Annotated in this window: 24 protein-coding genes, 2 pseudogenes, 1 riboswitch and 1 other annotated feature; of the genes and pseudogenes, 8 read left to right on the top strand and 18 right to left on the bottom strand. The window is 35.9% G+C overall.

Annotated features, from left to right (window positions below; translation table 11 throughout):
* Window positions 1-83: 83 nt before the first annotated feature.
* Together AM499_RS20865 and AM499_RS20860 are read right to left on the bottom strand one after the other, a co-directional pair.
* Window positions 84-629: a GNAT family N-acetyltransferase gene (locus AM499_RS20865; RefSeq protein WP_053591997.1), complete on the bottom strand. Its 546-nt coding sequence runs from the start codon at window positions 627-629 to the stop codon at window positions 84-86.
* 6 nt (window positions 630-635) lie between these two features.
* Entirely contained in the window at window positions 636-2,438 is a 1,803-nt protein-coding gene (locus tag AM499_RS20860) for a M3 family oligoendopeptidase (RefSeq protein ID WP_053591996.1), read from the bottom strand.
* 152 nt (window positions 2,439-2,590) lie between these two features.
* Here AM499_RS20860 and AM499_RS20855 point away from each other — a divergent pair, with 152 nt between their 5' ends.
* The gene (locus AM499_RS20855; RefSeq protein WP_053591995.1) at window positions 2,591-3,319 is read left to right on the top strand and encodes a TspO/MBR family protein; all 729 of its coding nucleotides are present in this window, start codon (window positions 2,591-2,593) and stop codon (window positions 3,317-3,319) included.
* A 30-nt stretch (window positions 3,320-3,349) separates the two neighbouring features.
* Here AM499_RS20855 and map read toward each other — a convergent pair whose 3' ends face one another.
* Both map and thiT read right to left on the bottom strand, forming a co-directional pair.
* A complete protein-coding gene (gene map, locus AM499_RS20850; RefSeq protein WP_053591994.1) occupies window positions 3,350-4,099 on the bottom strand; it encodes a type I methionyl aminopeptidase in 750 nt (249 codons plus the stop codon).
* Between the two features lie 170 nt (window positions 4,100-4,269).
* Window positions 4,270-4,851 carry an energy-coupled thiamine transporter ThiT gene (gene thiT / locus AM499_RS20845; RefSeq protein WP_053591993.1) on the bottom strand — a complete coding sequence of 194 codons (582 nt, stop codon included), beginning with the start codon at window positions 4,849-4,851 and terminating at the stop codon, window positions 4,270-4,272.
* A 62-nt stretch (window positions 4,852-4,913) separates the two neighbouring features.
* A riboswitch (TPP riboswitch) is annotated at window positions 4,914-5,005 on the bottom strand.
* 106 nt (window positions 5,006-5,111) lie between these two features.
* On the opposite strand from thiT, the gene AM499_RS20840 reads away from it, so the two are divergent.
* From AM499_RS20840 to AM499_RS22155, 3 genes are all read left to right on the top strand, one after another.
* Window positions 5,112-6,179: a M20 family metallopeptidase gene (locus AM499_RS20840; RefSeq protein WP_053591992.1), complete on the top strand. Its 1,068-nt coding sequence runs from the start codon at window positions 5,112-5,114 to the stop codon at window positions 6,177-6,179.
* Window positions 6,180-6,236: 57 nt separating this feature from the next.
* A complete protein-coding gene (locus AM499_RS22330; protein ID WP_056833229.1) occupies window positions 6,237-6,572 on the top strand; it encodes a magnetosome magnetite crystal formation protein family in 336 nt (111 codons plus the stop codon).
* 68 nt (window positions 6,573-6,640) lie between these two features.
* Window positions 6,641-6,733 (top strand): hypothetical protein, encoded by a 93-nt coding sequence (locus AM499_RS22155; protein WP_231687592.1) that lies wholly within the window; start codon window positions 6,641-6,643, stop codon window positions 6,731-6,733.
* Between the two features lie 894 nt (window positions 6,734-7,627).
* Here AM499_RS22155 and AM499_RS20830 read toward each other — a convergent pair.
* The 6 genes from AM499_RS20830 to AM499_RS20810 form a co-directional block, all read right to left on the bottom strand.
* Complete coding sequence (locus AM499_RS20830) at window positions 7,628-8,497, bottom strand: SGNH/GDSL hydrolase family protein (protein ID WP_082355329.1); 870 nt, start codon at window positions 8,495-8,497, stop codon at window positions 7,628-7,630.
* Between the two features lie 13 nt (window positions 8,498-8,510).
* On the bottom strand, window positions 8,511-9,740 hold the full coding sequence (locus AM499_RS20825) for an aminopeptidase (protein ID WP_053591990.1): 1,230 nt from the start codon (window positions 9,738-9,740) through the stop codon (window positions 8,511-8,513).
* A gap of 3 nt (window positions 9,741-9,743) precedes the next feature.
* A complete protein-coding gene (locus AM499_RS20820; RefSeq protein WP_053591989.1) occupies window positions 9,744-10,895 on the bottom strand; it encodes a DEAD/DEAH box helicase in 1,152 nt (383 codons plus the stop codon).
* A gap of 147 nt (window positions 10,896-11,042) precedes the next feature.
* The gene (locus AM499_RS21505; RefSeq protein ID WP_231687507.1) at window positions 11,043-11,198 is read right to left on the bottom strand and encodes a Fur-regulated basic protein FbpA; all 156 of its coding nucleotides are present in this window, start codon (window positions 11,196-11,198) and stop codon (window positions 11,043-11,045) included.
* Window positions 11,199-11,262: 64 nt separating this feature from the next.
* Entirely contained in the window at window positions 11,263-11,835 is a 573-nt protein-coding gene (locus AM499_RS20815) for a VanZ family protein (protein WP_053591988.1), read from the bottom strand.
* A 55-nt stretch (window positions 11,836-11,890) separates the two neighbouring features.
* On the bottom strand, window positions 11,891-12,613 hold the full coding sequence (locus AM499_RS20810) for an AAA family ATPase (protein ID WP_053591987.1): 723 nt from the start codon (window positions 12,611-12,613) through the stop codon (window positions 11,891-11,893).
* Between the two features lie 49 nt (window positions 12,614-12,662).
* Between AM499_RS20810 and AM499_RS20805 the strand changes: the two genes are divergently transcribed.
* The 3 genes from AM499_RS20805 to AM499_RS20795 all read left to right on the top strand — a co-directional run bounded on the left by AM499_RS20805 (window position 12,663) and on the right by AM499_RS20795 (window position 14,980).
* The gene (locus AM499_RS20805; RefSeq protein WP_053591986.1) at window positions 12,663-13,265 is read left to right on the top strand and encodes a DUF3298 and DUF4163 domain-containing protein; all 603 of its coding nucleotides are present in this window, start codon (window positions 12,663-12,665) and stop codon (window positions 13,263-13,265) included.
* A gap of 44 nt (window positions 13,266-13,309) precedes the next feature.
* Window positions 13,310-14,107: a DUF2935 domain-containing protein gene (locus tag AM499_RS20800; RefSeq protein ID WP_269432382.1), complete on the top strand. Its 798-nt coding sequence runs from the start codon at window positions 13,310-13,312 to the stop codon at window positions 14,105-14,107.
* Window positions 14,108-14,203: 96 nt separating this feature from the next.
* Window positions 14,204-14,980, top strand: a complete 777-nt coding sequence (locus AM499_RS20795) for an HAD family hydrolase (protein ID WP_053591985.1) — start codon at window positions 14,204-14,206, stop codon at window positions 14,978-14,980.
* Between the two features lie 68 nt (window positions 14,981-15,048).
* On the opposite strand, the gene serA is transcribed toward AM499_RS20795, so the two are convergent.
* Window positions 15,049-16,635 (bottom strand): phosphoglycerate dehydrogenase, encoded by a 1,587-nt coding sequence (gene serA, locus AM499_RS20790; protein WP_053591984.1) that lies wholly within the window; start codon window positions 16,633-16,635, stop codon window positions 15,049-15,051.
* Window positions 16,636-16,744: 109 nt separating this feature from the next.
* Window positions 16,745-16,972: a binding site (T-box leader), on the bottom strand.
* Window positions 16,973-17,351: 379 nt separating this feature from the next.
* On the opposite strand from serA, the gene AM499_RS20785 reads away from it, so the two are divergent.
* The gene (locus tag AM499_RS20785; RefSeq protein WP_053591983.1) at window positions 17,352-18,716 is read left to right on the top strand and encodes an aspartate kinase; all 1,365 of its coding nucleotides are present in this window, start codon (window positions 17,352-17,354) and stop codon (window positions 18,714-18,716) included.
* Between the two features lie 410 nt (window positions 18,717-19,126).
* Here the strand turns inward: AM499_RS20785 and AM499_RS21775 are convergent, their stop codons facing one another.
* The 7 genes and pseudogenes from AM499_RS21775 to AM499_RS20760 form a co-directional block, all read right to left on the bottom strand.
* Window positions 19,127-19,576: a GNAT family N-acetyltransferase gene (locus AM499_RS21775; RefSeq protein WP_231687591.1), complete on the bottom strand. Its 450-nt coding sequence runs from the start codon at window positions 19,574-19,576 to the stop codon at window positions 19,127-19,129.
* Window positions 19,577-19,621: 45 nt separating this feature from the next.
* Window positions 19,622-20,104: pseudogene (locus AM499_RS22150) on the bottom strand (NUDIX hydrolase); the annotation flags it as partial.
* A gap of 600 nt (window positions 20,105-20,704) precedes the next feature.
* Window positions 20,705-21,982, bottom strand: coding sequence for an MDR family MFS transporter (locus tag AM499_RS20775; RefSeq protein ID WP_053591982.1), 1,278 nt, complete (start codon window positions 21,980-21,982; stop codon window positions 20,705-20,707).
* 152 nt (window positions 21,983-22,134) lie between these two features.
* Window positions 22,135-22,452 carry a YbjQ family protein gene (locus AM499_RS20770; RefSeq protein ID WP_053591981.1) on the bottom strand — a complete coding sequence of 106 codons (318 nt, stop codon included), beginning with the start codon at window positions 22,450-22,452 and terminating at the stop codon, window positions 22,135-22,137.
* A 77-nt stretch (window positions 22,453-22,529) separates the two neighbouring features.
* Complete coding sequence (locus AM499_RS22470; RefSeq protein WP_442853799.1) at window positions 22,530-23,108, bottom strand: methyl-accepting chemotaxis protein; 579 nt, start codon at window positions 23,106-23,108, stop codon at window positions 22,530-22,532.
* 198 nt (window positions 23,109-23,306) lie between these two features.
* Window positions 23,307-23,813: pseudogene (locus AM499_RS22465) on the bottom strand (protoglobin domain-containing protein); the annotation flags it as partial.
* A gap of 161 nt (window positions 23,814-23,974) precedes the next feature.
* Entirely contained in the window at window positions 23,975-25,732 is a 1,758-nt protein-coding gene (locus AM499_RS20760; protein WP_053591979.1) for an extracellular catalytic domain type 1 short-chain-length polyhydroxyalkanoate depolymerase, read from the bottom strand.
* Window positions 25,733-25,969 lie beyond the last annotated feature (237 nt).

Below are 25,969 nucleotides of genomic sequence, written 5' to 3'. Positions count from 1 at the left end.
CGACAAAAGCTGGTTATCCATCAATTGATGAATAACCAGCTTTTCGTTTTGGAAAGAATTTTTTTATAAATACTCTTACCCTTTCAGAAGTCCTCACTAATGCATGCATAAATATAATGATCTTCCCACTTACCATTAATATAGAGAAGACTTCGAAGTAATCCTTCTCGATGAAATGCATTGTTCTCCAAGACTTTAATTGACCCTAGATTTCTAGGTGATACATAAGCTTCTATACGATTCAAATGAGCATGTTCAAACCCAAACAATTTAACAAGGTGTACAGCTTCCGATGCAATACCTTTACCCGTTAAATTTTCGTCTATTGAATAGCCGATTAGTCCACTAGAAAAAGGCATTCTTTTTAAGCTATACAATGAAATACTACCTATCATCCGATCGGTATCATGTTGAAATACCCCAAAGCTGAATTCTCTTTTTTCATTCATTAATAATAGCGACTCTCGAATTTTCTCTCTTTGCACAGAGGTTGTATAATAATCATCTCGATGCAATGGTTCATATACAGCCCAATATTTTTTGTTTCTATAAACAAGATCTGCAAGATTGGGTGCGTCCTTTACATTTAATGTCCGTAAATAACATCTGTCACCTTCTAAATAGATCAAACATCGTCACCCTTTTGCATTAGTTAATTGAATGAACTCGTTTACATCTTGAATGCAAAGATTAATCCCTTTAATCCAAAATTCCTCTTCAGTAATATCTTCACCAAGATGCTTCATCGCTAAATCCTCTACTGACATTACGGCAGTATCTTGAAGAAGTGCAATATATTTTTCTTCAAAATTTGCACCTTCGTTAATTGCTTTCGCATATATACTTAATGAAAATAAATAACCAAATGTGTATGGGAAGTTATAAAAAGGTACCCCTGTAATATAGAAATGCAATTTAGAAGCCCAGAAATGAGGATGTGTTGTTTCTAGTGCTTCACCGTATGCTTCTTTTTGAGCAATTTCCATCAACTCATTTAATCTTGTAGCTGAAACGATTCCATTTTTACGTTCCTCATAAAATCTTGTTTCAAATAAGAAGCGAGCATGAATATTCATAAAGAAAGCAACACTTCTTTGGATTTTATCCTCTAGTAAAGCAATCTTTTCATCGTTCGTTTTTGCTTCTTTTACCGCTGCGTCTGCTACAATCATTTCCGCAAACGTAGATGCCGTTTCTGCTACTCCCATTGCGTACTGGCGATTCATCCAATGTACTGGTCTTAAAGCATATGAATGAAAAGCATGTCCCAATTCATGTGCAAGTGTAGAAACATTGGACATAGTTCCACTGTACGTCATGAAAATACGGGATTCTTCTGAAACCGGCATTCCTGTACAAAACCCTCCTGGGCGCTTGTTTGGGCGGTCTTCTGCTTCAATCCACCCTTTTTCAAAGGCATTTCTTGAAAAGGATTCTAATTTTGGTCCAAACTCTTTAAAATGCTTTAATATAAATTCTGCACCTTGTTGGTAATCCATTTTCTCGGTTGAAGCACTTACCGGCGCATCCAAATCATACCAATGCATACCTTCTTTTCCTAGCATTGTCGATTTTACATTTAAATATTCGACGAAAGGAGCTTTATTTTTGGAAATAGCACCCCACATCGCATCTAATGTCTCCTGCTTCATACGATTTATCTCAAGTGGTTCTTGTAGGACAGATTCCCAGCCTCTTTTTTCATAAATAGACAAACGGAAACCTGCTAAATGATTTAAAGTTTTAGCAAAAAATTCTTCTTTCTCTGTCCAAGCTGCTTCTAAAACTTCAAATGCTTCTTTACGTGTAGTACCATCTTCGTGAGAGCTTAAGTTATTAGCTTGACCTACTGAAAGTTCTTTTTCTACTCCATCCACTTTAACTTTTACTCTAATATCCCCTACCAACAAATCATATAGCTGCCCCCATGCATGGTAGCCATCTACACCAAGGGCTGTAATCATAGACTCTTCTTTTTCAGAAAGCATTCTCTTTGCTTCTTCTCTCCACTCATTTAGAACAAAAGAAAATTCGAGTAATTCATCTGTTTTTATTAATTCTGTCCATACCTCATCTGGTGTCTTGCTGATCGTTTGTTGTATGCCTAACAGCAGGGAAGAAAACTTTGCATAAATACTTCCTATCTCTCCTTCCAAAAGAGAAGCTTTTTTATCTGTAGTGTCTTGTGCTTGAAAACAGCCAATAACTGCTCCAGCTTGAGATAAGTTAGTCGCAATGTCCTTTAATTCATCAATGATACTAACGATTTTACTTGCTTCCTGAACAGATGCCGGAGTAGTAAAACTTTCTAATTTTTCTCCAAAAACCTTTAATTTTTCTTTCACTTGATCTAAATGGTTTCGTAACTCTTTAGATTCACTTCCACCTTCAAAGAACACATCTAAATCCCATGTAATTGGATATACTACTTCTCTCATTATTTTTCCCCCTTAAAAATTCATACTAGTTCGAATTATATTATATCATGATTTTTATGTTCCGTTTATTCTGGTTTTGCCATTAAACATTCACAAATCAATTTGTCGCAATAAAATTTCAAAGGTATACTATAATAATAGGAGGGATGCGTATGATTAAAATAATCATTTTGATTATAAGCTTGTTCTCTACCATCTTGGTAAATTTACTCGCAAATACTCTACCGATTAATCATCATACAACCGGAGAAATTTCAAATAGACTACCTTCATTATTTACTCCCGCAAGCTACGTATTTCTCATATGGATTCCCATATATTTATTACTAGCATATTGGATTTGGAATAATGTTAAAGAATTTAAAAATGGAGAGTCCATATCCACGATAAGAGTTATATTATTTGTTTGTAGCTCCATTTTAAATATTCTTTGGATTTTCTTGTGGCATTATGAGTTGTTTTTATTATCGCTTATAGATATATTTGCTTTATTAGGAGTCTTGTTTTTATTTTATAAAACGTATTCTTCTGAAGAGCAATTATGGATAAAGCGGCTCCCTATTTCTATTTACTTAGGATGGATATTCGTCGCTACATTTGCAAATATCGACTACTATCTTACTTATGTAGAATTTGGTGGTTGGGGCATGACGAAATCACTCTGGGCTGTTATTTTCCTAACAATTGCTACAGCAATTGCTTTACATTTTCGCTACCATTATAATGACCCAACAATCGTGTTAGTCTTTATTTGGGCGTTTTTAGGGATTGCCTGTCGACATATGTTAGATGAATTATTAATAACTGCCGCGTCCATTTTTTTAAGCTGTGTACTTATAGTAGGAATATTATTTATAAAAAAAATGCCTCAGAAATCATAATTTCCGAGGCATTTTACTATTTAATTTTTCTTAATCTAATTTTGTTAATAAAAGCGGGCCCTCTTTTGTTACGACAATCGTATGCTCAATTTGGGCAACTAACGATTTGTCTGGTGTCACGAATGTCCAACCATCTCCCGATTCTACTATATGTTCAGCTTTTTGAGAAATAAATGGCTCTACCGCTAGCACCATACCTTCTTTTAAAATTGTCGGGTCCCAAGCATCATAATAATTGAGCACGTGCTGCGGAGCTTCATGAAGTGATTTACCAATTCCATGACCTGTAAGGTTCATAATAACGTGCAAACCATTTTCCTTTGCTTCTCTTTCAACCGCTTTTCCAATTTGATTCAATTTAGAACCGACTTTTACCTTTAACATTGCCCGGTTAAATGCGCTTTCTGCCACTGCACATAACTTTTCTTTCTCCTCATAACCTTCACCAACAACAAAGGAAATACCTGTGTCAGCAAAATAACCATCACATGAGCCTGATACGTCAATATTGACAACATCACCATCTTTAATGATACGGGAACCTGGAATACCATGAGCAACCTCTTCATTAACACTTATACAAGTATAGCCTGGGAAATCATACTCACCCATTGGACCTGAAATTGCTCCGTGCTCATTAAAGAGCTTACCACCAATTTCATCCAGTTCCTTTGTTGTAATACCTGGCTTCGTTGCAGCTCTCATTGCATCCCGAATTTCAGCAACAATACGACCTATTTTTTTTAAAGCTTCTAATTCTTCATTTGTTTGTACAATCATCTTTATAAGATCCCTTCTCATATCTAATGCGCCCCGGAGTATTTGCGTCTAGATATTATATCATGACGAACGATTAAGTCCCTATCCAAAAATCTATGACGTCCACCGAAGGCTTAACCTGTATTAGCATATTCTAAAACTGGTTAAACTGTACAACAATCATATCATATTTATGCTTTATTCGGCAGTATAAGGCGAGGAGCCTTTAGGAATAGTATCATACAAACGAATGCTGCTAGCAAAAATACTGGAATCATATAAGTAGAATTATAGATTAATGAATAAAGAATAACGTTTTGATCGCCAGCAAATTCACCAAAAAACAGAATACCAGAAGTCACATGTGCAAGATAGCGAAGAAATGCTGCAATAAAAGCTCCAATAATTACCGCGGTAGCCATTTTCATTTTATCTTTGTTTTCATATGCCTTTAAAAAGGCAGGTCTTAGTAATCCTGCAAATCCTGCTACCATGAAAGCAATAAAATAATCAATTCCCACTTGTAGAATGACAACTTCCAATGATAATGGTGCTGCATAAAAACGGCCTGTTACAACTTGCAGCATACCGATTAAAAATCCTGTTATAAGGCCAGCGACTATCCCGCGACGAAATGCTATTAAAATTACAGGAACAAGCACAAATGTGACTGTACCACCTTGTGGCATACCAAATCCTATAATATCCAAAATATATCCAAGAGCCGCAAAAATTGCGATTTCCACTAACAATAAAACGCGTTGATTTTTCATAGTAATCTCCTTTTTCGACCACAAAAAAACGACGTCGGGATAGACCCAGACATCGCGCGATTGTCAGTTTCCATCCACATCCCTACGCAAGCATGAACTTACAGGTTCGAAGGGTACTATCTCAGCCGCATAAGCGACGCCCCTTGTGGTGATAAATTATTTAGTTCGAGTTCATTGTAGCCCAATGAAATAAGTTATGCAACCCCCTGTTGTTCATTGTTATACTTATAAAAATATAATATGAAAATGGAGGTAAGTACATGATAGATTTATTGAAAGACTTAATTCGTATAAAAAGTGATGATGTAGATGGAGCAAATGAAGCACTTTTATTTTGTCAAAATTGGCTGGAAGAAAAGGGAATTGGTACAACTTTACATAAAAAAAATTCAAAGCTTATGCTTGTATCAGAAATCGGCTTTGGAAAGGAATGCATCATTTGGAATGGGCATGTTGATGTGGTTCCTGGCAACAAAGAGCAATTTAATCCTTTTATAGAAGGTGACAAATTATATGGTCGTGGCTCTGCAGACATGAAAGCGGGAGTTGCTGCTATGATGCAAGCATTCTATGAACTTTCAAAAGCATCAGATCAACTAACGAAAAGAGTCCAACTACATATTGTTACCGACGAGGAAACAAATGGAGAAACATCCGAGTATTTAGTTGAACAAGGATATCATGGTGATTTCGTTATTTGCGGAGAACCAACTCACCTTCATATTGGCCTCCAAGCAAAAGGAATTGTCCAATTGGATATTAAAATGAAAGGCAAATCCAGTCATGGCAGTCGTCCTTGGGAAGGTATAAATGCAATAGAAGAAGCAATTGCTTTAGATAAAGAAATTCGACAACTCTCTTTTTTAACTGCTAGTAATAAATTTTATGATTATCCTTCTTTAAACTTGGCTAAAATACATGCAGGTGAAAGATACAATATCGTTCCAGACGAGTGTATCATAGGCTACGATATTCGCTATGTGCCTGGACAAGACCCAACAGAGATAATTCAAGGAATAACAGATGTTGCTCACAAACATTTCCCTGGAAATGAAGTGCTCATTTATGCCTCTGAACCAGCAGTCACAACTAACGACAATAATCCCTATGTTATTCAGCTACAATCCGAAACTACTATAAAAACAGGACGAGATACTAACTTATTTGGACAACACGGATCAGCGGATACCCGTTTCTATGCAAAAAATGGAGCAGGAGCTGTAGAGTTTGGACCGTCAGGAGCAGATTGGCATGGAGAAAAAGAGTATGTCTCTATTTCATCCGTAGAAACATATAAAGATATTTTAGTCTCCTTTGCCAAAAGTTGAAACTAATTATGTTAAGAGACGTATATTAGATATCTAATCGGAAAGGAGTGTATTCAAATAGAAAACAACCGAATTTTATCTGCACTATCTTATTTTAGTGTATTGTTTGCGCCTTTTATACTTCCGATTATTGTATTTTTTGTTTCTCAGGATACCGAAGTGAAACATCATGCGAAACGTTCGCTAATTTCGCATCTGATACCCTTTGGATTTATGATTATATTGTTTATAGCTCTATTCTCAAGCTTTTTTTCAGTATTTATGAATGCAGCTGTTAATGAGCAATCACTTTTTATGGCATCAGCACCGTTTTTATTCATATTATTGTACTTAGTCAGTTATATTATTATCCTTGTATGGAATATTATCCAAGGTGTAAAGGTACTAAGATAATGTTTATACTACCGTTAAAACGGGAAAAGAATTAGTACTAATTAAACTTGGGAGCGATACTAATGAATATAAAAACCATAGCAAAGACTGCAATAAAATGGGCACCTGTAGTCTATCCGATTATTCGTAAATTAATGAAATCAAAAAAGACGATAAAATAAAAAATCTGCTCCCACATAACTTTATGGGAGCAGATTTTTTATTTGTTAAACCTTATTGTTGTAATGCACTAATCTATGCGCATTCGCAATGTGATTAAATAGGTTATAGGTTAAATCGAATTCTACTTATCTATAAGCATTCGTGCTGGCCGCACGTCTGCATGAGCCGCGAAATGTGCTAGCACATTTCGCTGTCTCATACGGCATGTCTTGGAGGGCACTGAAAAATTCGATAGAATTTGACTTTACTAAATAATGTCGTCCGATAAATAAGAAAATCGTTGAAACGGCTCCCTTTCCGCGGGCGTTGCCTTAGCCTCCTAGGCCAACATGATGTTGGTCATGCAATCGTTGCCGCAAAAGTTCTTTTGCGACGAGCTTTGCGCAGGAGCAGGATGCGGCGAACTTAGATTGCCTTCCCCTCAACTGCGGGGTCTTCGGCTAACGCTTTTCCCGCAGGAGTGTCGCCTTTTTCACCGATTTTCTATAAATACTTGCTCTATTAATGGCATGATGGTTTTCTAATTGAAAAGCGGATAAAAGTTGATTGGAGTGGAAGGCGGCGACTCCAGCCGGAATAGCAAATGTTTTCTGCACCGAAAGCGAAGCGGCAGGTGCATGAGCTGAAGACCCTGGACTGAGCGTAGCGAAATTAATTTTTGCGACGAGCTTGCGCAGGAGCAAGGGAAGCGGCTGAAGCCATGCCGGCGGAACGCGTCCGCCTGGAACGGAATTTAACGGGTCCAAAATAAAAGTCGAGTATGTGAGCGACGTAGGAGCTACTCATCCTGCGGAGCTCATACATAGCGTACATCCGTGTTTCTAATCTCTAAGTACTGAACAGTCAATTTTATTAAAAAATTACCCATAAGGTTAAATAACAGAGCCTTTATTTTATATCAATGGCCTTAATTCCGTAAGTGACAAATAACGATCAAGACCCTCTACTCTTGAAACGGGAGTCTCTGCTTTTTCCTTTTGACTATTAAGGATTTGTTCAAAAGTTAAAGGATTTGGAGCAGGCAATTCCTTTGGATTTACTTGTAAATTCGCATTGTACTTTTTGAAAAAAGCATTAGCCATCAGACGGTATCCTTCCATTGTAGGATGCACATCCGATACATTAGGTAGCAACTCTTTTTCTTTATTAGAAAAATCTTCCTCAACAGATACGTATATTGCTCCATTGGCCTCCGCTTCCGTTTTTAATATGGAATGCAGTGCATTTAACTCTTTTCTTATACCTACTTTTTGTGTTTCTCGTAAATGAGGATAGGAAAAATAGTAACCCAACACATATATCTTTGCGTTTGGTGCAGTCACTTGAACTTCTTTCACAATTGCTTCCATATTTTTGCGTACCATATTTAAGGCATAATTTACTTGAATTTGCTTGTACGAAATTGAACCATTCGCTGCATTTAATTGCACAAGCCTTAGTAAATCATTTGCCCCTGCTGAAATGGTAACAATTGATGCATTTTTAAGTAATTCCTTTGATTCTTTTGTGCGAACTGTTTTTAACACATCAGCTGTTGTATATCCTGGAAATGCAAGTGCCTTCGAATAATAAGCAAGCTGCTGAGATTTTTTCAACTCTTGTGCTATTAAATCTGTATAACCAGTATCTATTGATCTGTTCGGAGTTTGGCCGGCAGCTAGAGAATCTCCTAAAGCGATATATACTTCAGCACCATTTGCCTCTACAGAAAAAGACGTGAAAGGAAACACAAGGAGTAAGATTACAACTATCCACTTTTTCATCTAGATTTACTCCTTAAAAAGCCCAAGAACCTTTTTTGAAAATAGGCTCTATTGTACCATCTTCTAATTCTCCCATAATATCCATATCAGCAGAACCAATCATGAAGTCTTCATGAACAATGGAAGTATTGAGCCCTAAGTTTTCAAGCTCACTTGGAGATAATCCACGCGCACCTTCCACACATGTCGGGTAAGCTTCTCCAATAGCAAAATGATTCGAAGCATTTTCATCAAATAGGGTATTAAAAAATAAAACATTAGATGCAGAAATTGGAGATTCATGTGGAACTAGCGCAATTTCCCCTAAATATTTTGCACCCTCATCTGTTTGTGTTAATTCTTTTAAAAGCACCTCACCAGTAGTTGCTTCAACCTTCGTAATAGCACCGTTTTCAAAAGTTAATGTAAAATCATCAATGACATTCCCTTTATATGCGAGCGGTTTAGTGTTTTTCACATAACCATTAACTCCTGTTTTTAATGGAGCAGTATAAACTTCTTCCGTAGGCATATTAGCTATAAAAGGAACGGATTGCGCATTTTTACTAGCTCCTGACATCCAAATATGACCTTTTGGTAGTTCCACTTGGATATCTGTTCCCTCTGCTGTGTAATGTAATTTTTTATAACGCTTCGCATTTAATAGTGAGGCACGGCTTTCTAAATTTTCGATATGCTCTTTCCATTGTTGAACCGCTGTTCCTTCACCAATTCTTACTACTTGAAAAATTAAATTCCAAAGAGCTTGCATTTGCTCTTCTGCTTGTAAATCCGGAAATACCTTTGCTGCCCATTTTTCAGAAGGCATCGCAACAATTGACCAAGTAATGACATCATTCATCACTGCTTTTCTATAATTTTCAAGTGCTTTCCCGCTTGCTTTATGGAAGTTTGAGATTTTTTCAACCGAAACACCTTCAAGTAAATCTGGATTTTCCGCATCGATCCATAATAAAGCACCTTTGTTTTCAATTAACTCATCTCGTTGCATAGCTGCCCATTTCGGATATTCATGGAATGCTTCGTCTGGAGCTAAATCATAAAATGATCTTGTATTTGGTCCATCAGAATAATTTACATCTACTCGCTTTGCACCAGCTTCATACGCTTTTTTTACAACAAGTCTGGTAAATTCAATCGTTTCCGTTGTTGTATTAATAAGCAACTGTTGATTTTTTTGAATATTTAAACCTACTTTTACGATAAGCTCTGCGTATTCCTCTAATTTTTGTTGAAAATTCATTGTTTATTTCCCTTTTTTCTGTACCGTTTTCGATGAACCTTCTATTAATTCTCCACGATACCATATTTTCTGAACTGGCTTACTCGGAAGCTCTTTTGTCCATTTCTTATACGTTTTTTCATCCCCATAAGTTAATAAGGTCAATACTTCTCCATCATTTCCAGCACGTCCAGTACGTCCTGAACGATGCAAATATTGTTCTATAGAATGCGGAACATCAACATGAATTACATGTGTTAATCCAGAAATGTCCAGACCTCTAGCAGCAACGTCAGTTGCTATAAGTATATTTACTTTACCATTTTTAAAGTCATCTAATGCTTTCTTTCGTTCCTCTTTTTTCATTTCTGAATGTAGAGAAATAATAGGAGCATCTCTATAAGAGAGTTTTGTATCCTTCATTAAAACTTGATCTAAACTATTTACAAAGGCTAGTCCCTTCATACCTTCTAAGTGAGAAAGCTTTCTTAATAATTCCGTTTTGTCTCGCACTTCCGTTTTGACAAAACTATGAATAACTTCACCCTTTGAAGGAATTTCCTCTGCTGTAACTTGAATGCGGACAGGATTATTCATGATTCTTTCTGCAACTAGTTCTATTTCTTCCGTAATTGTGGCAGATGTAACAACCAGTTGTCTCTCAACAGTTGCATCTATTAACCCCTTAACAGTCGTACGATTTTCTCGACTTAACAACTGGTCTCCTTCATCTAGTACGATTGTTTTGATTTCATGCATCTTTAATTTTTTTAATTTCACCAGTTCTTGTAAACGTCCAGGTGTCCCAACTACAATTGTTGGCTTCTTTTTTAGTACATCGAGTTGTCTTTGAATATTTGCACCACCAATAAGTTGCGCAACAGTAATATCGGTACCTGCCACCCATTCACGAAATACTTCCACAATCTGCATGCCCAGTTCTTGAGAAGGCACAATGACCAATGCTTGTATGTGCTTCTTTGAAGGATCCACCTTTTGCAATATCGGAAGCACATACGCTAATGTTTTTCCTGTTCCAGTTGGAGATTCTGCAACGATATCTGAACCATCAAGCATATGTGGTATTAATTTAGTTTGGATCGGCATTTCAGATGCAAAATTCGCCTTTGCCCATTTTTCTTGTAATGTTTCATTTAAATTTTGTAAAAAAGTCAATTTGTTTTCCACCTCATCTGTGTTTGAGACAAGTGTACCACATTTTTCTTCTAGACAATTAGCTATAAATAGCAGAATTGGTCGTTTTTCCGAGACCAGCGTCCGTAATATGAACAGACGAAAAAAAGTGCCGATACAATCGGCACTTTAGTTATCTTCTTCTGTTATATACTCTTTTGTTAGTTCATACAGATTCAACTCATATAGTTGTCTTCCATCGATTTTAAATACGCCTTTATTCACTAGATCTTCAATCATATGCTCACGTTTTTCTTCAATTTTAGATTCTTTTGGTATCATCATTTTGTTACGCTCCTTGCATATTGTTTCCGTTATATTTTTACCCAGAAACTAATGATTTTAAACTTTATTCCTTTATTTTTTTAAATGCCAAAGTGACTGTTGGTAATTTCCTGTTGATGAATAAATAAAATAAATAACCAAGTAAGGCACCAAGTGTATTTAACCATAAATCATCTACATCACTACTTCTGTTTTGGGGAAGTTGCATTATTTCAATAAAAAGAGAGACCAATAAACCTATGACTACAGTGTAAGGGAAATCCTCCATTCTTCTAGAAAGAAGGGGAAGGAGAAAACCAATGGGCATGAAAAGAATAATATTCCCAAGAAAATTAATATAAAACGGCTGCCAAAATCCTAAATATTTTATAGCATTATAGGTTTCTTTTATAACCCGAAATAAATCTAAATTTACATTTGTTAGCGAGGGCTGCATCAATCCATACCTTGGAATAATGGTTTGTGAAAACAAACCAATGAGCACTAATACAAGCAGAAATATACCTAACTCGTGGAAACTTTCTTTTAGCTTAAGGCCCCTTTTTCTCCATCGACTAAAACGCCAAACAAAAACAAATGGAAGTGCTATACAGACGAAAAAAAGCATATCATCTAAATAATGAATTATTACGTTCATTTATTTCACTCCCAATACAAGATAGAACGAACTTAAGTCATTTAAAGTTTCATTTTCAATCACCTTCTAATAGCTCTTTTAAAAATTTCTCTCGGTGGTCCAGAAAATATTTTGTTATTTGATAATGATTCGTCATTTCATATTCTATTTCTTCAATTTCTCCATTATCAAAACTAAAGATTGTAGCATTTGGATAGCCTAATATAATAGGTGAATGAGTTGCAATTATGAACTGGCAGTCTTCCTCCGTTACAAGATCATGCATTATTTTTAAGAATGCAAGCTGTCTTTGAGGTGAAAGAGCGGCTTCCGGCTCATCTAATAAATAAATAGCTCTACCATTAAATCTATTTAAAAATAAGGATAAAAATGATTCTCCATGAGATTGTTCGTGAAGTGACTTACCACCGTAACTATGATTACTACCTGGATGTAGTCTTTCCATCTCATCTATATGCGATGCAAATTGATAAAAAGATTCCGAACGTAGAAAAAAGCCATTCGTGATTTTCGGCATCCATGATAAACGCATGTATTTCCCCAATGCACTTTCCGACGCATCTACTTCATATATATTGTTTCTACTTCCTCCAGCTGTATTGAACTGACAGTTATCAGCAATTCCTTCTAATAAAGTAGATTTACCAGTCCCATTTTCACCAACTAAAAAAGTGACGTTATTTGTCAATTCTAATTCTCTTAAATGATTTATAGTTGGAATCGTAAATGGATAGCTTTGTTCGTGTTCTCGTAAAATTGTAATTTTCTTCAAAAACATATGTAGTTCCCCCACTCACATTAAATAACAATTGGAAAGGTGGTGAAAAATGGATTTACCTATTCTCATCAAAACAAAGTATATTCAATCACCAAAAGTAAACGTATCTTACCCTATTGTAACGAAATTACCTCATCCTCAGATAGAAAAGAAGATAAATAATGAAATTATTTCTACTTTGAACAAAATGTTGATTGAGCAAGGTTATTATAATGAGAACTTAGTGGAAATGATAGGTCATTATGAAGTAAAAACGAATGAACGCGGAATTTTAAGCTTAACCTTATTAGTTTATTCATATACTGGTGGCGCTCATGGATTAACTATTATTCAATCACTAACTTTTGATGTGGAGACAGGTAAATTAGTTGAATTAAAGGATTTATTTGAACCAAATAGCCAATACGTAAAGATTTTGTCAGAAATAATTGAAAAGAAAATCGTCGAATGGGAAGTCCCTGTTTTAGAGGAGTTTAAAGAGATTCGTATGGATCAAGATTTTTACCTAGCGGACCATAGTATTGTTATTTATTTTCAAGTTTATGAATTAACACCTTATGTATACGGCTTTCCATACTTTCCAATCGCCATAAAGGATATAGAGGAAATTATTCCTGTTGGTGGACCTCTTGATAAATTGTTACCATTCTAGTCTTTTAACATCTTTTAGTTATATGAATATTATAAGAAAAAGGAGTGATTTCAGTCAGTTTATTTGTGACAAGATCATTGGATGAGATTCGTTTTTGGTCAAGGATAATGAAAGAGCATGCCTTATTTTTAAGTTTGGGATTCAATTTCGACGACAAAAAATTAATTCAAGAAGCACTGGAATTTGTTGCTTTGTTTGAAAAAATCGAAGAAAAACTAAGTACCTATTCTTCACAATCCGATCCAGAAGAAATAAGAAGATTTAATATTCAAGTGTATCAGGCAGCTACTGCGATATGGGCTTATAAAAGAAAGGTACTTGGACTAATATTACGTTGTGAAATTAGATCAAATAACTATGCTTTATTAGTGGATCATACAAGTAGAGAAGCAGCTTATTTTGTTAACAGATTAAAAGAACTCAATGCAGGAAAGCTCGAGCCTACACCTGATGACATTATTAAGGAAAATGTATTCTTCCTTAAAATTATGGCAGATCATTCTAAATTCATCGGCCACCTTTTGGATCCTTCCGAAAGAAAGTTAGTAGATCAGGCTCGAGAGTTTAGTCATGATTTTGACCAACTTGTTTTTCAGGCACTCGATTTAGATTCCATGCGTCCTGAATCAGAAACTCCACCTATATTGGATCAATTTTTGGATCAAAATCGTGTATCTGTTGTATCCCTCAGAGATTTTAAAAAATCAGCAAGAGACCTAATAGAAGCTTGTCGTATAAAAAGCAATATTCATCCCCTTTTGGCCGACCATGTATTCAGAGAGGCAGAAAGATTCCTTCATATCATAGATATGTTTGAGGAAACTCTTATTTCGAACAATTAATTATTTTGATTTGAAATTCTTACGGTAACTCTAGTGACAGTCTCCCTTTACTGAGGTAAAGTAAATAGATAAGAAAGTGAAGGGAGTATTTAATAAATGAAGGCTATTTTTTTTGATTTAGATGATACTTTATTATGGGATAAAAAAAGTGTGGAAACCGCTTTTCATAAAACGTGTGAATTCGCAGCGAAGAAAGTTGACATTGATCCAATAGCTTTAGAGCAGGCAGTTCGAGAAGAAGCAGCCAAATTATACGATACATATGAAACACGTCCATTTACACAAATGATTGGAATAAACCCTTTCGAAGGATTATGGGGCACATTCGATGACCCTACGGAAGAGTTCCAAAAGATGAAAGTAATCGTTCCAGTCTATCAGCAGGAAGCTTGGACACAAGGACTATACAAATTAGGCATTGAAGATGATACGCTTGGAAAAGAATTAGCAGAGTACTTCCCAAAAATGCGAAAGGAAAGTCCTTTTGTTTATGAAGAGACATTTGAAGTTTTAGATCTATTAAAAGATAAATACATTCTTCTATTAATTACAAATGGCTCACCTAGCTTACAAAATACGAAGCTGGAAATTACACCTGAGCTAACCCCTTACTTCGACCACATTATTATATCTGGAGCATTTGGTAAAGGAAAACCAGACCCTTCCATTTTTGAACATGCACTAGAAGTTGCTGGAGTTAATAAGGATGAAGCGTTAATGGTAGGCGATAATTTAATGACCGACATCCTTGGCTCCTCTAAAATAGGTATGAAATCAGTTTGGATTAACAGAGAAGACAAACCACAAAATGAAGAAGTAAAGCCTACTTATACGATTAAAAACTTACATGAGTTATTCACAATTCTAGCATAACATTACAAAAAGCTAGCCCAAGGGCTAGCTTTTATATTGTTAGGATTGTTTATGTTCAATTCATTAAATTAAAGATCAATTGTTGTTGCATCTGATATATCTTCTAGTTGTTTCAACTGCTCAATTCCTGTTTCTTCGACATGTTTGTCAATAGAAAGCATCATGATTGCGTCTCCACCCACTTCAGAACGGCCAACCTGCATCGCTGCGATATTGACACCTTCACCAGCTAATAGAGTTCCTACACGACCGATTGCTCCTGGTTGGTCTTTATGACGAATAAATAATAAATGGCCTTCTGGCACTACATCAACGATAAAGTCATCTACTCGTAATATACGTGGTCCTAATCCGTTTAATAACGTTCCTGCCACTTTTCTTGTTGCTGAAGCTGTTTTTACTTCAACCGTGATTAAGCTTGTAAATCCTTTTGCTTTAGTTGTTTTTAATTCATTTACTACAATCCCAATGCGATCAGCATGAAATTTTGCATTCACATCATTGATCGACTCGCCTAGCTTGCTTTTCAAAAGACCCTTTACAGCATTTCGAGATAATGGTCGAACGTCGATATTAGAAAGTTCACCAGAATACGTAATGTTCACTTCTTCAGGAACACCGTCTGTCAAATCGCTTAAGAATGAGCCTAGTTTCTCAACAAGGTTAAAGTATGGCTCTATTTTAGCTAACACATCTTTTGGTACAGATGAAAGGTTAACTGGGTTTTTTACTACCCCATCTTTTAAAAAGCTTACAACATCATGTGAAACGTCGATCGCTACGATTTCTTGCGCTTCAACGGTGCTTGCTCCTAAGTGAGGCGTAGCAATAACTTGCGGTAAAGTTAATAATCGATGATCAACAAAAGGTTCTTCCTCGAATACGTCTAGTGCTGCCCCTGCAACTTTACCAGAGACAATCGCATCGTATAATGCATCTTCGTCGATAATTCCGCCTCGTGCACAGTTAACGATCTGTACGCCATCTTTCATTTTTTCAAATGCTTCTTTATTAATTATATGACGTGTTTCTTTTAACAATGGTGTATGCACTGTAATGAAATCTGCAGCTTTAATAACATCTTCAATAGTCCCAAATTGTACTCCTAGTTTTTCCGCTTTTTCTGGAGTTAAGAAAGGGTCATAAGCGATTACATTCATACGTTGCCCTTTTGCGCGAGCAGCAACCTCTGCCCCAATTCTACCTAGGCCTACAACACCTAGTGTTTTATTTTTCACTTCTACTCCAATAAATGATTTGCGATCCCATTTCTGATTTTTCAATGCATGGAACGCTTGTGGGATATTACGTGCAAGTGACATCAACATGGCAATTGTATGCTCCGCAGCAGAGTTTGTATTTCCGTCTGGAGCATTGACAACAATAATCCCACGTTCAGTAGCTGCAGTTAAATCAATATTATCTACCCCAACACCGGCGCGACCAATAATCTTTAAGTTTGTACCTTTTTCAATAATTTCACGGGTTACTTGAGTTTGGCTACGCACAAGAAGTGCATCGAATTCACCGATTTTTTCTCCAAGTTGCTCTGGAGTCAACTCTGTATCAATTACAATATTAAATCCTTCTGCTTGTCTTAAAGGATAAATACCATCTTCGCTAAGTGGATCACTAATTAAAATATTATAAGCCATTTTTTATATTCTCCTTCTGTTGTATGTGTATTTGTTGTGTTACAAATTTTATCTTGGCTACTATCCTCCTTTATTAAAAGCAAAAAAGCCCTTCCCCCCCTACATAAATGTAAGGGGCGAAGAGCTTGTATAAACTCACGCGGTACCACCCAAATTTACTGCATAATGCAGCATCTTAGTTAAAATGCTTAACGCGCATGACACGAATGAACCTACTATAATTGTTCAGTTCACCAATTCAAGAGTGCTACTCTACAATAGAAATCACTGATTTGCACCATCCATCAGCTCTCTTTAGATTCCAAAAAGTAAAGTTTATCTCCGTCAAAATTGTTTAAGTTGTATTGGATTAAACCCATCATACGTTCACTCTTTTCAATTGTCAATATAGTTAAAAAACTTGAAAACGCTATCATTTAAAAACAACTTAAAAAAAGCCTTATTTGGCGCTAATTAATTCAGCAAAAAAAATATAAAAAAATTATTATTCGTGTTTTGGTTGTTTCTAGAACTAATTTTATGTAGTATTACAACTAAATTATACCAATATACGAACTTTTTTTATTAATATAATAAAATCATACATTTTAACATAAAATAATTTATACTTTTTGATCCAAATATATTGACGTTTTATCTTATAATTTGTACACTGTATAAAATCATTTGTTTTTTCTAGAAATACAATATAACTTAATAAGTAAGGATATGATGATATGAAAGTTAGTAAATTCGGGGGAACTTCTGTCGCAAGTGCAGAACAGATTAAAAAAGTAGCAACGATCGTCCATTCAGATCCAACTAGAAAGTTTATAGTTGTGTCAGCACCAGGAAAGCGTTTTGATTCAGATAAAAAAGTTACGGATTTACTAATAGATCTAGCGACAGCAGTTTTAAACGAAAAAGAAGTAGAAGCAAAACTTCAACTTGTATTAGATCGATATAAAGAAATTGCAGCAGGTCTTGGTTTAGAACAACCAATATGCGATGTAATCGAAGAAGATTTACGCCAACGTGTATTATTAGACACTTCGGACGAAGAATTTTTTATAGATAATATGAAAGCTAGTGGAGAAGATAACAATGCAAAGCTTATTTCTACATACTTTACAAGTATTGGACTATCAGCTCAGTATGTCAGTCCTAAAACCGCTGGACTTGTAGTAAATGATTATCCAGAACGTGCATTAGCTCTTCCACAAGCTTATGAAAACTTAAGCAAATTAAGTGATGTCAATGAAATAGTAGTATTCCCAGGATTCTTTGGATATACAATGGATGGCCAATTACGGACTTTTGATCGTGGGGGATCAGATATTACTGGATCTATTTTAGCTGCGGCTGTTCATGCTGACCTATATGAAAACTTTACGGATGTGGACTCTGTATTTTGTGCAAACCCTAGGGTTGTAAACGACCCAATGGAGATCGAAGAAATCACCTATAGAGAAATGCGTGAACTTTCTTACGCAGGCTTTTCCGTATTCCATGATGAAGCATTGATGCCTGTCTATAAAGCTGGTATACCTGTTTGCATCAAAAATACGAACAATCCATCTGCTCCAGGAACAAAAATCGTCTCTGTCAGAAAAGGAAAACATCGACCAATTACAGGAATATCTGCGGATAGCGGATTTTCAATATTATACGTAAGTAAGTATTTGATGAACCGAGAAATAGGATTCGGAAGAAAATTACTTCAAATTTTAGAAGAAGAAAACATTTCATATGAGCATACACCGTCTGGATTAGACGATATTTCTGTAATTTTCCGCAGTCATCAGCTAACTTCTGAAAAAGAAACACGGATTATCAAACGTGTAAAAGAAGAACTTCATGCAGAGGATGTCCATTTTCGGCATGAATTTTCTATGATTGTTCTTGTAGGAGAAGGAATGAATAACAATACAGGCCTTGCAGCACGTGCAGCAACTGCTATTTCAAGAACAGGAGCAAACATTGAAATGATTAATCAAGGATCCTCTGAAGTGAGCTTGGCTTTTGGGGTTCATCGAAGTAACGAAAATAAAATTTTACAAGAACTATATAAGGAATTTTTTGCACCAGTTACGATAGGTTAATTAAAAACAGCAGCCTAACACAGTTAGGATGCTTCAGCTTGACGACAAAAGTATTTTTATAACCGGTTATGAATAATGATAAAACTTCCTAAAGAGGTTGCTTTATCCAATTAAAAGTAAAGATAGTAGATATCTATAAGGAATTGTTTATAAGGCAAGGACCACCACGAAGACTCCTGTGGGAACAGCTTGAGCAGAAGACCCCACAGTTGAGGGGAAGGCAATCTAAGTTCGCCGCATCCTCCGGCAACGATTGCATGACCAACATCGTGTTGGCCTAGGAGGCTGAAGCCAAGCCCACGGAAAGCGAAGTGGTGGTCCTTGCCGAATTTAATAGATAACTCTATACAACCTAAATTGAGTTTGTCTACAGTCTACAGCATCCTAACACAGTTAGGATGCTTTTCTTTTCAAAGTGCCTTCATTCGTTTTATATTAGAAGTTTTAACGTAGTGAACTAGTGTCATCTTATCATTGACTTTCCATCTATCTACGGTTTGAGCATATCCCATCTTTTCATACAGATAGCAGTTTCTTTCCTCCTCTAGAATAGTGTCAAGTTCCCAGCTGTCAGCTTCTGGGTACATGGTTTCTAGTCGATCCATCACTTGTTGGGCAATCCCCTTCCCCTGACAGTCTTCTAGAATATTTATCATATGTAGTCGCATCACTTGTGGGGATTTCTTATATACATGGACACTTCCAACTAACAAATCATCCATATGGATTTTATAGAAGTCTCCAGTCTCTAAACGATCTTTAAATCTTTCAAATGTTTGTAGCACAGGACTTGTTTTATGATCCTCATATTTTTCATAAATAGGTGTGAAAACTTTTTTCTGTAACTCAAATAACTCCAATGCATCTTGTGGTGTTGCCTTCTTTAAGGAAATTTTAGATTGAATAATTTCAAATAAGGCTTTAAGTATAGAATAAGGTATAAATTCTCCGCTTTCGACAAGTTTAAAGATTTCTTCCATAGTAGCCCATTTCGCATTAGCCACTTCCTCATATTGTAGACTTAAATTGTCGATATCCACGTTTTGCTTAACTAGCAGATGATCATCAAAACCTCGCGAAAACTTAATTGTAAATAACACTTCACATTTTTCCACTTGCAAATCAATTCCTAATTCTTCTTTTGTTTCACGTATAGCTGCCATTTCACAAGTTTCCCCAGCAAGGGCAGAACCGGCTGCAGCACAATCCCACATATTGGCCCATCCCTTTTTCCACGGTTGGCGCTGCTGAATTAACAACTCGCCTTCTTCATTCATTATCCAAACATGAACTACTGTATGAAAATCTCCTTCTTGTAACTCCTCGCCTCTTATATGTGATTTTCCTGTTCTCTCTCTTCTTTCATCATAAATATCCCAAACTTCCATTCTCTCACCCTCCCCCTTTAAGTTAGATTGAGATAGTATAGCATGCATTTAATAAAGAAGTATATTAGATTATTGACTTTATATGTAATTTATGCTACGATGAGGTTTGTTAACATTTTTGGTAGTGCATAAATCAAGAAATTTGGCATTCTGCTTTATGTGTTTTTGATTATACTTATTCACACTGGAGCGACTAAAGGGTCGCAAGGACGTAAAAGAAGGTAGGGTTTACGTTGCTTAGGTTAGAAGGCAACCAGTGGAACAATTTACCGCGGCATTGAAAGCTGAGGCTTTCATGGAGATTCTTCCCCAATGTATTGGGATGAAAATTAAATTCAAAATTTTATGTGTTACCATATACACAAATCAAGGGGTGTTTTCATTGAAGAAACACTCTTTAGATTGTTAGACATTATCATTCTTCGAAGGTGTACTATCAGACTGACTTGAAAACGTTTGTCAGTCAAGGCGCGCCGTACAAGGCTTAAGCGAATAGAACTTAAGTTCATGAGCTTAAGACGATGTGCAAGCAACGAAGAATGCGAACGTTTTTCAACAGTCTGAAGGGGTGTTCTCAATGAGAACACCCCTTGTCCAATTTTATGCACTTATTTCATTTTGTCTTTTGTTATATTCCTTAAATGTTATTAAATAAATAACTCCACTTAGAACTGCTAAAATGGCTAAAATAACAAAAGTCCATGTAAAACCGATCCACGCTACTAATGGGAATACCAATGGTGCAATTGTCCGTCCAATAGTATAACGCAAACTAGCTGCCGCAAAGTATTGACCACGCATGTCTTCTGGTGCCAGTTTAGATACAAAGCTTTCTTGTAATCCTACTGTCATTAATTCTCCTAAAGTGAATACGGCCATTGCAAAAAGGAAAACCCAAAAATTTGCTGTGAGCGGAAAAATCAGCATAGCAACTGCATACATAATAGACGATAAAAAGAATACGCTTTTCTCCGGATATTTCGTCATCCATTTAGTGACGAAAACAGTGAACAGCACAACTAATAATCCATTCTCCGATAAAAGTATACCAAATGAACCTTCTCCAGTGACTGTCCATTCTCTACCAAATAAATTACCGAGCACTTGAACATCAATCGCATCTTTCATATAAACAGGTATCAACATATCTAATTGCATATACGTTTGAGCAAGTAAAATGCCTGCAACGACGAAAAGAAAAAAGACTTTATCCTTAACTATTAAGCCATATGCTTTTATTTGATTGACAACTACTTGTATCCAACTATTATTCCCGCTATTCTTAAGCTGTTCTCGCACTTCTGCAGGGAGCGTTTCCTCTGTTAAAAATCTTATTGCTATTCCAACTAAGATAAATATAATACCAGCTACTAGTAATAAAGCAAATCGATATTGAAAGAATAAAACTGCCCCAACAATAGGTCCTATAACAACAGAAATATTGATGGACGTATAAAAGACTGAAAATACACTACTTCTTGCTTGTTCAGGTACTACATCTGCTACAATCGCCTGACTTGCCGGATGATAGAAAGATCCAGCCATCCCAGCAATCGTAAATGCAATGAAACTAACAATTGGCGAATCCATCCATGGAGAATTAGCAAAAGCAAATAGTATAAACGCTATCCCTTCTACGGTAGCAGACAAGAAAATCATTGTCCTTCTACCAAATCTATCTGCACAATATCCACCTATTAAGTTGGCACCTACCGAAAAGACCTGTGAAACCACTAGCAATATCCCCGCCATACTCGTTCCAAATTCATCAGCAAAGTAAATTGCTAAGAACGGAAACACCATCCAAAAACTTAAATTACTAAAAAACTCCCCAAATAAACGTACTTTTAAAGCTCGATCCCAATCTCTTATTCTCATCTTCTGTTCCTCACATCTTGTGTCTGATACAATTCTACCATAATATTGAAATAGTAGAAATATTGTTTTTTCAATTGCAGTATGGGAATCATTTTAATTAGAAAAGTCGTAAGCTTATAAAAGCTTACGACTCCTTATAAAAACCTCTTTAATTAGTCACGGTATGTAACAGCAGTTCCCGTGGCAACACACATCATCATGCCTTCTCGAATAGTTTCAAAATCAAGATCAACCCCAATAACAGCGTTAGCACCTAGTTTATTTGCAAGAACCTTCATATCTTCCAATGCAATTTTACGACCTTCTGATAGTTTATTCTCGTAAGCAGAACTTCTGCCCCCCACAATATCCGTCACAGATGCAAATAGATCACGAACTACGTTTGCACCCATAATTGCTTCTCCACTCACGATGCCATGATACTTTTCAATCGTTTTACCTTCTATTGTATTCGTTGTAGTTACTAACATGTAAATCCCTCCCTTTGCTGTTTATTTTCATCATACAATATTATTTTTAAAATAGCATTTTCAAACAGATTTACATGCTAAATTTGCTTAATTGTATTATCTAACAGCTTTGCTGAATCTAAAATTTCGAGAGATGCATTTCCAATCGATTCAACAGCTGTCGTTAAACTATTTATTTCTGTTCCAACCACTTTTGACTCCGCAGCAACTTCTTGTATCATTAATGAAATATTAGAGAAAGCTTGGGCAGTTAGATTACTTTCTGTTAAGCCTAAATTAGCTAATTGTTGAATAACCTGAATTGCATCCACAACGGTTCTTTGTGCCTCATTCGATTCTCCTACAAGTATATCTATTTGTTCCACTGAACTTTTTGTTTGTTCTGCTAGCTTTCGTACTTCCTCTGCTACAACCGCAAAACCCTTTCCATATTCACCAGCTCTTGCAGCTTCAATAGCAGAGTTCAAAGCAAGTAAGTTTGTTTTATTTGCGATGTCTTTTACAATTTTAACGACATTAAGTATTTCTGTGGAAGACTGATTTAATTTATCGATCATTTTAGACATAGAGGAGGTTTTATCAAATATTTCTTTGGTGTTATTAGTTAATGTATCAATTGTTTGTCTACCCTTTTCAGCAGTACGAATTGTTTCCATAGAGGTTTCAATTCCATTCTTGACATCTTCCTTCAATGTGTTTGTAGTTCCTATAAGCTCTTCTACGGAAATACTTGTATCAGAAGATTGATATTCTAAAACGCTTACAATGCTCCCTAATGTTTCTTTAATTTTCTCCCTGATTTCTTCCTGTTCTTCCCTTGATTTTTCTGCAGCATATCGATCAAACTCTTCCACAACTAATTGTTGTTCATAGCTTATAATCTTACTAATTGCATCAATAAAAATTCGCTCTTTTTGCTTTGGAAGGTCCTTTAATAAAATTTCCTGTATAAAACTGTTGTGCAAATTGTGGCAAGCAGCTAAATACCATTTTGTTTCTAGTCCAATATGAACATGCATTTTTGCTATTTGCTTTCTTCTAATAATATAATCATCATCTATTATCCCATTAAACCATTCGGCTATGTGGCTTCGTAAAGTTTTTTCTAAACGTACACGTGAGCTATAGGTACTTATTATTTCCACCAACTGAGGATTTTCCATTATGGAATCGTAAAAGTGGCTTACTGCTTGGGGAATATAGTCTTCTAAAGTTAACTTCATTTCATTTAATGATTGAAGTACTTCTTTTGTTAATTTTATTAATTGAAGTTGTCGCAAATTTTCTTTCTCAGTCACGGTCAGTATCCCTACGAGATTTTCCGCCGGATGTTCTACTCTTTTTCGTTTAGTTAGAAACATAATCACTTTCCTCTTTTCTATTGAAAATAGTAAAAAAGACTCCCTTTATATTTATGCTAACAAATCCACAATATAATTACAGTGACTTTTATCACAGATCAAATACTTCTTTAGAAACAAAAAAACACGAAGGAAGTATACCTTCGTGTAATATAAATATCCTAATTACTATTAATAATTAATTTAGGTGCATAATCGGCAGTTTCTCCTCCATAAAACTCTATGAAATTAGAATTGAACCCCGCTAAAGTGTCAGCCTTTAATCGGAATTGAGTAATACCGTTTAAGTTAATCAGAGATAAACTATTGGCTGGAATATTAATGTCAAAATATTCACCTTCCACAGGTGAGAAACTACTTATATTAGATTGGGTGGCTGAATTGGAGTAATCAAGTTGTTCAATCGTTGAACCACTTCCAAATACCCCAGTTTTAATGTCTAATCGAAGTAATGAAATCGTTCCTTGTTTCGACTTAGGATATAGTCTTATTTTTGCAGATTCTATTGGTTCTGTTAGTGTACTTGTATCGAAGGATAAAATACCTCTATACGTATCCGTATTATACATTCCTTTATCCCCAACTTTAATCGTTGCATTGCTCTCTCCATCTGCAGTGTACTTTCCGACAAATCCATCTTCATTCCCAATGGATGATACAGATGTTTCATTTCCAGGATCATCTCCTGTTTCAATTGTATACGTCTCTGTTTTGACCGATTCGGAGTTATTTTCATTGTCACGACTAAAGAATTTTAAAGTGGTGTTTTCTGTTATTGTAAGCGGTTGCGAATATATGGGCGAGTTAGTAGTTGGTTCAGTTCCATCTGTTGTATAGTAGGTCGTTCCTGGTTTATTAGAAATAAGCTCGACACTTACGGAATTATTGTAAGTTCCACCAGGTGGGGTTGCAGTTGTTACAGGATTAGTTACAGGGGGTTTTACGTCAGATTGAAAAAATTCCCACATCATTCTACTAGCATCAGGACCTTGTGGATCCGTATAGCTTCCTTGAGAACTTCCTCCTGACCACGCATGCCCCATATTTTGTATGTTTACTTTTTTCATCCAAATTTTTTCATCCTGTGCCTTGTAATCATATACGGTATAGCTTTTTCCTGATGGGACTTGTAAATTCTGAGTGTTATCAGCTTGATCATCTAGCCATCCTTCTGCTCCAGTTGCCGCTAGGCTATTCGTTACTGCCCATTGAGAAATGACTTGATCTCCGTTTATTTTATTTACTGTGTAATCAGAAGTACCATGAAATACAATTACCTTCAATGGCTTAGCTTTACTTCCCATTGCGTTATAAGCATCTCTTCCTCTTTGAACCGGATTTGACCCGCCACTAGACATCGCTGGAAATGCTTCCGTCATGATAGTCGCCGCCTTATATTCTAATCCTGCCCCAACTCCTATACCCGAAAAAACATCTGGATAGGTTGCGCCCATAATGACACTCATTGCAGCCCCAGCTGAAAGTCCAGAAACAAATACTTGATCATTCTGAATAGAATAATTCGATTTAATGGATTGCACCATGCCAGCTATCACGCTAGGCTCACCACTTCCGCGATTTTGATGACTTGTTTCAAACCAATTCCAGCACTTATTAGAGTTAGCGCTAGAGTTTTGCTCTGGATAAAGTACTAGAAATCCTTTTTCCTCTGAAAGCGCATTCATTTTTGTCCCTGTTGAAAACTGAGTTGCATCTTGTGTACATCCATGCAACATGACATACAATGGATAACTCTTACTAGAATCATATTGACTCGGCACATACAATTTATAGGTCTTTCCTCCATATGTTCCGGAGATTACCCCTCCTGAAGCTTTTGTCATAGAAGGTAAACCGACCATAGAACTAATTAACACTAGACAGAAAACCACTAACCAAATTCTTTTGAATCTTAACATAAAACAACTCCTTTCCTTTAGTTTGACCAATGGTAAGGGATTGGAGTTACAAATTAGTTACAAAATACTTTAAGTTCAAGATGTTGTGTTTTTATCGCTGAAGAAAAGGCGAAGGCGCTACACTTGTTCATAGCTCCTCCATATTCTAAAAATCAATTCAGTAACAGGTTGGCGATTAGAACCTACTATTTTGATGACACCGTATCTAGGAGCAAAATAGCATGTTTTATTACTCTT

It is taken from the genome of Bacillus sp. FJAT-22090 (assembly GCF_001278755.1).
Classification (GTDB): domain Bacteria; phylum Bacillota; class Bacilli; order Bacillales_A; family Planococcaceae; genus Psychrobacillus.
Note: the sequence above shows the minus strand (reverse complement) of the source record. Positions and strands in the feature narration are given on the sequence as shown.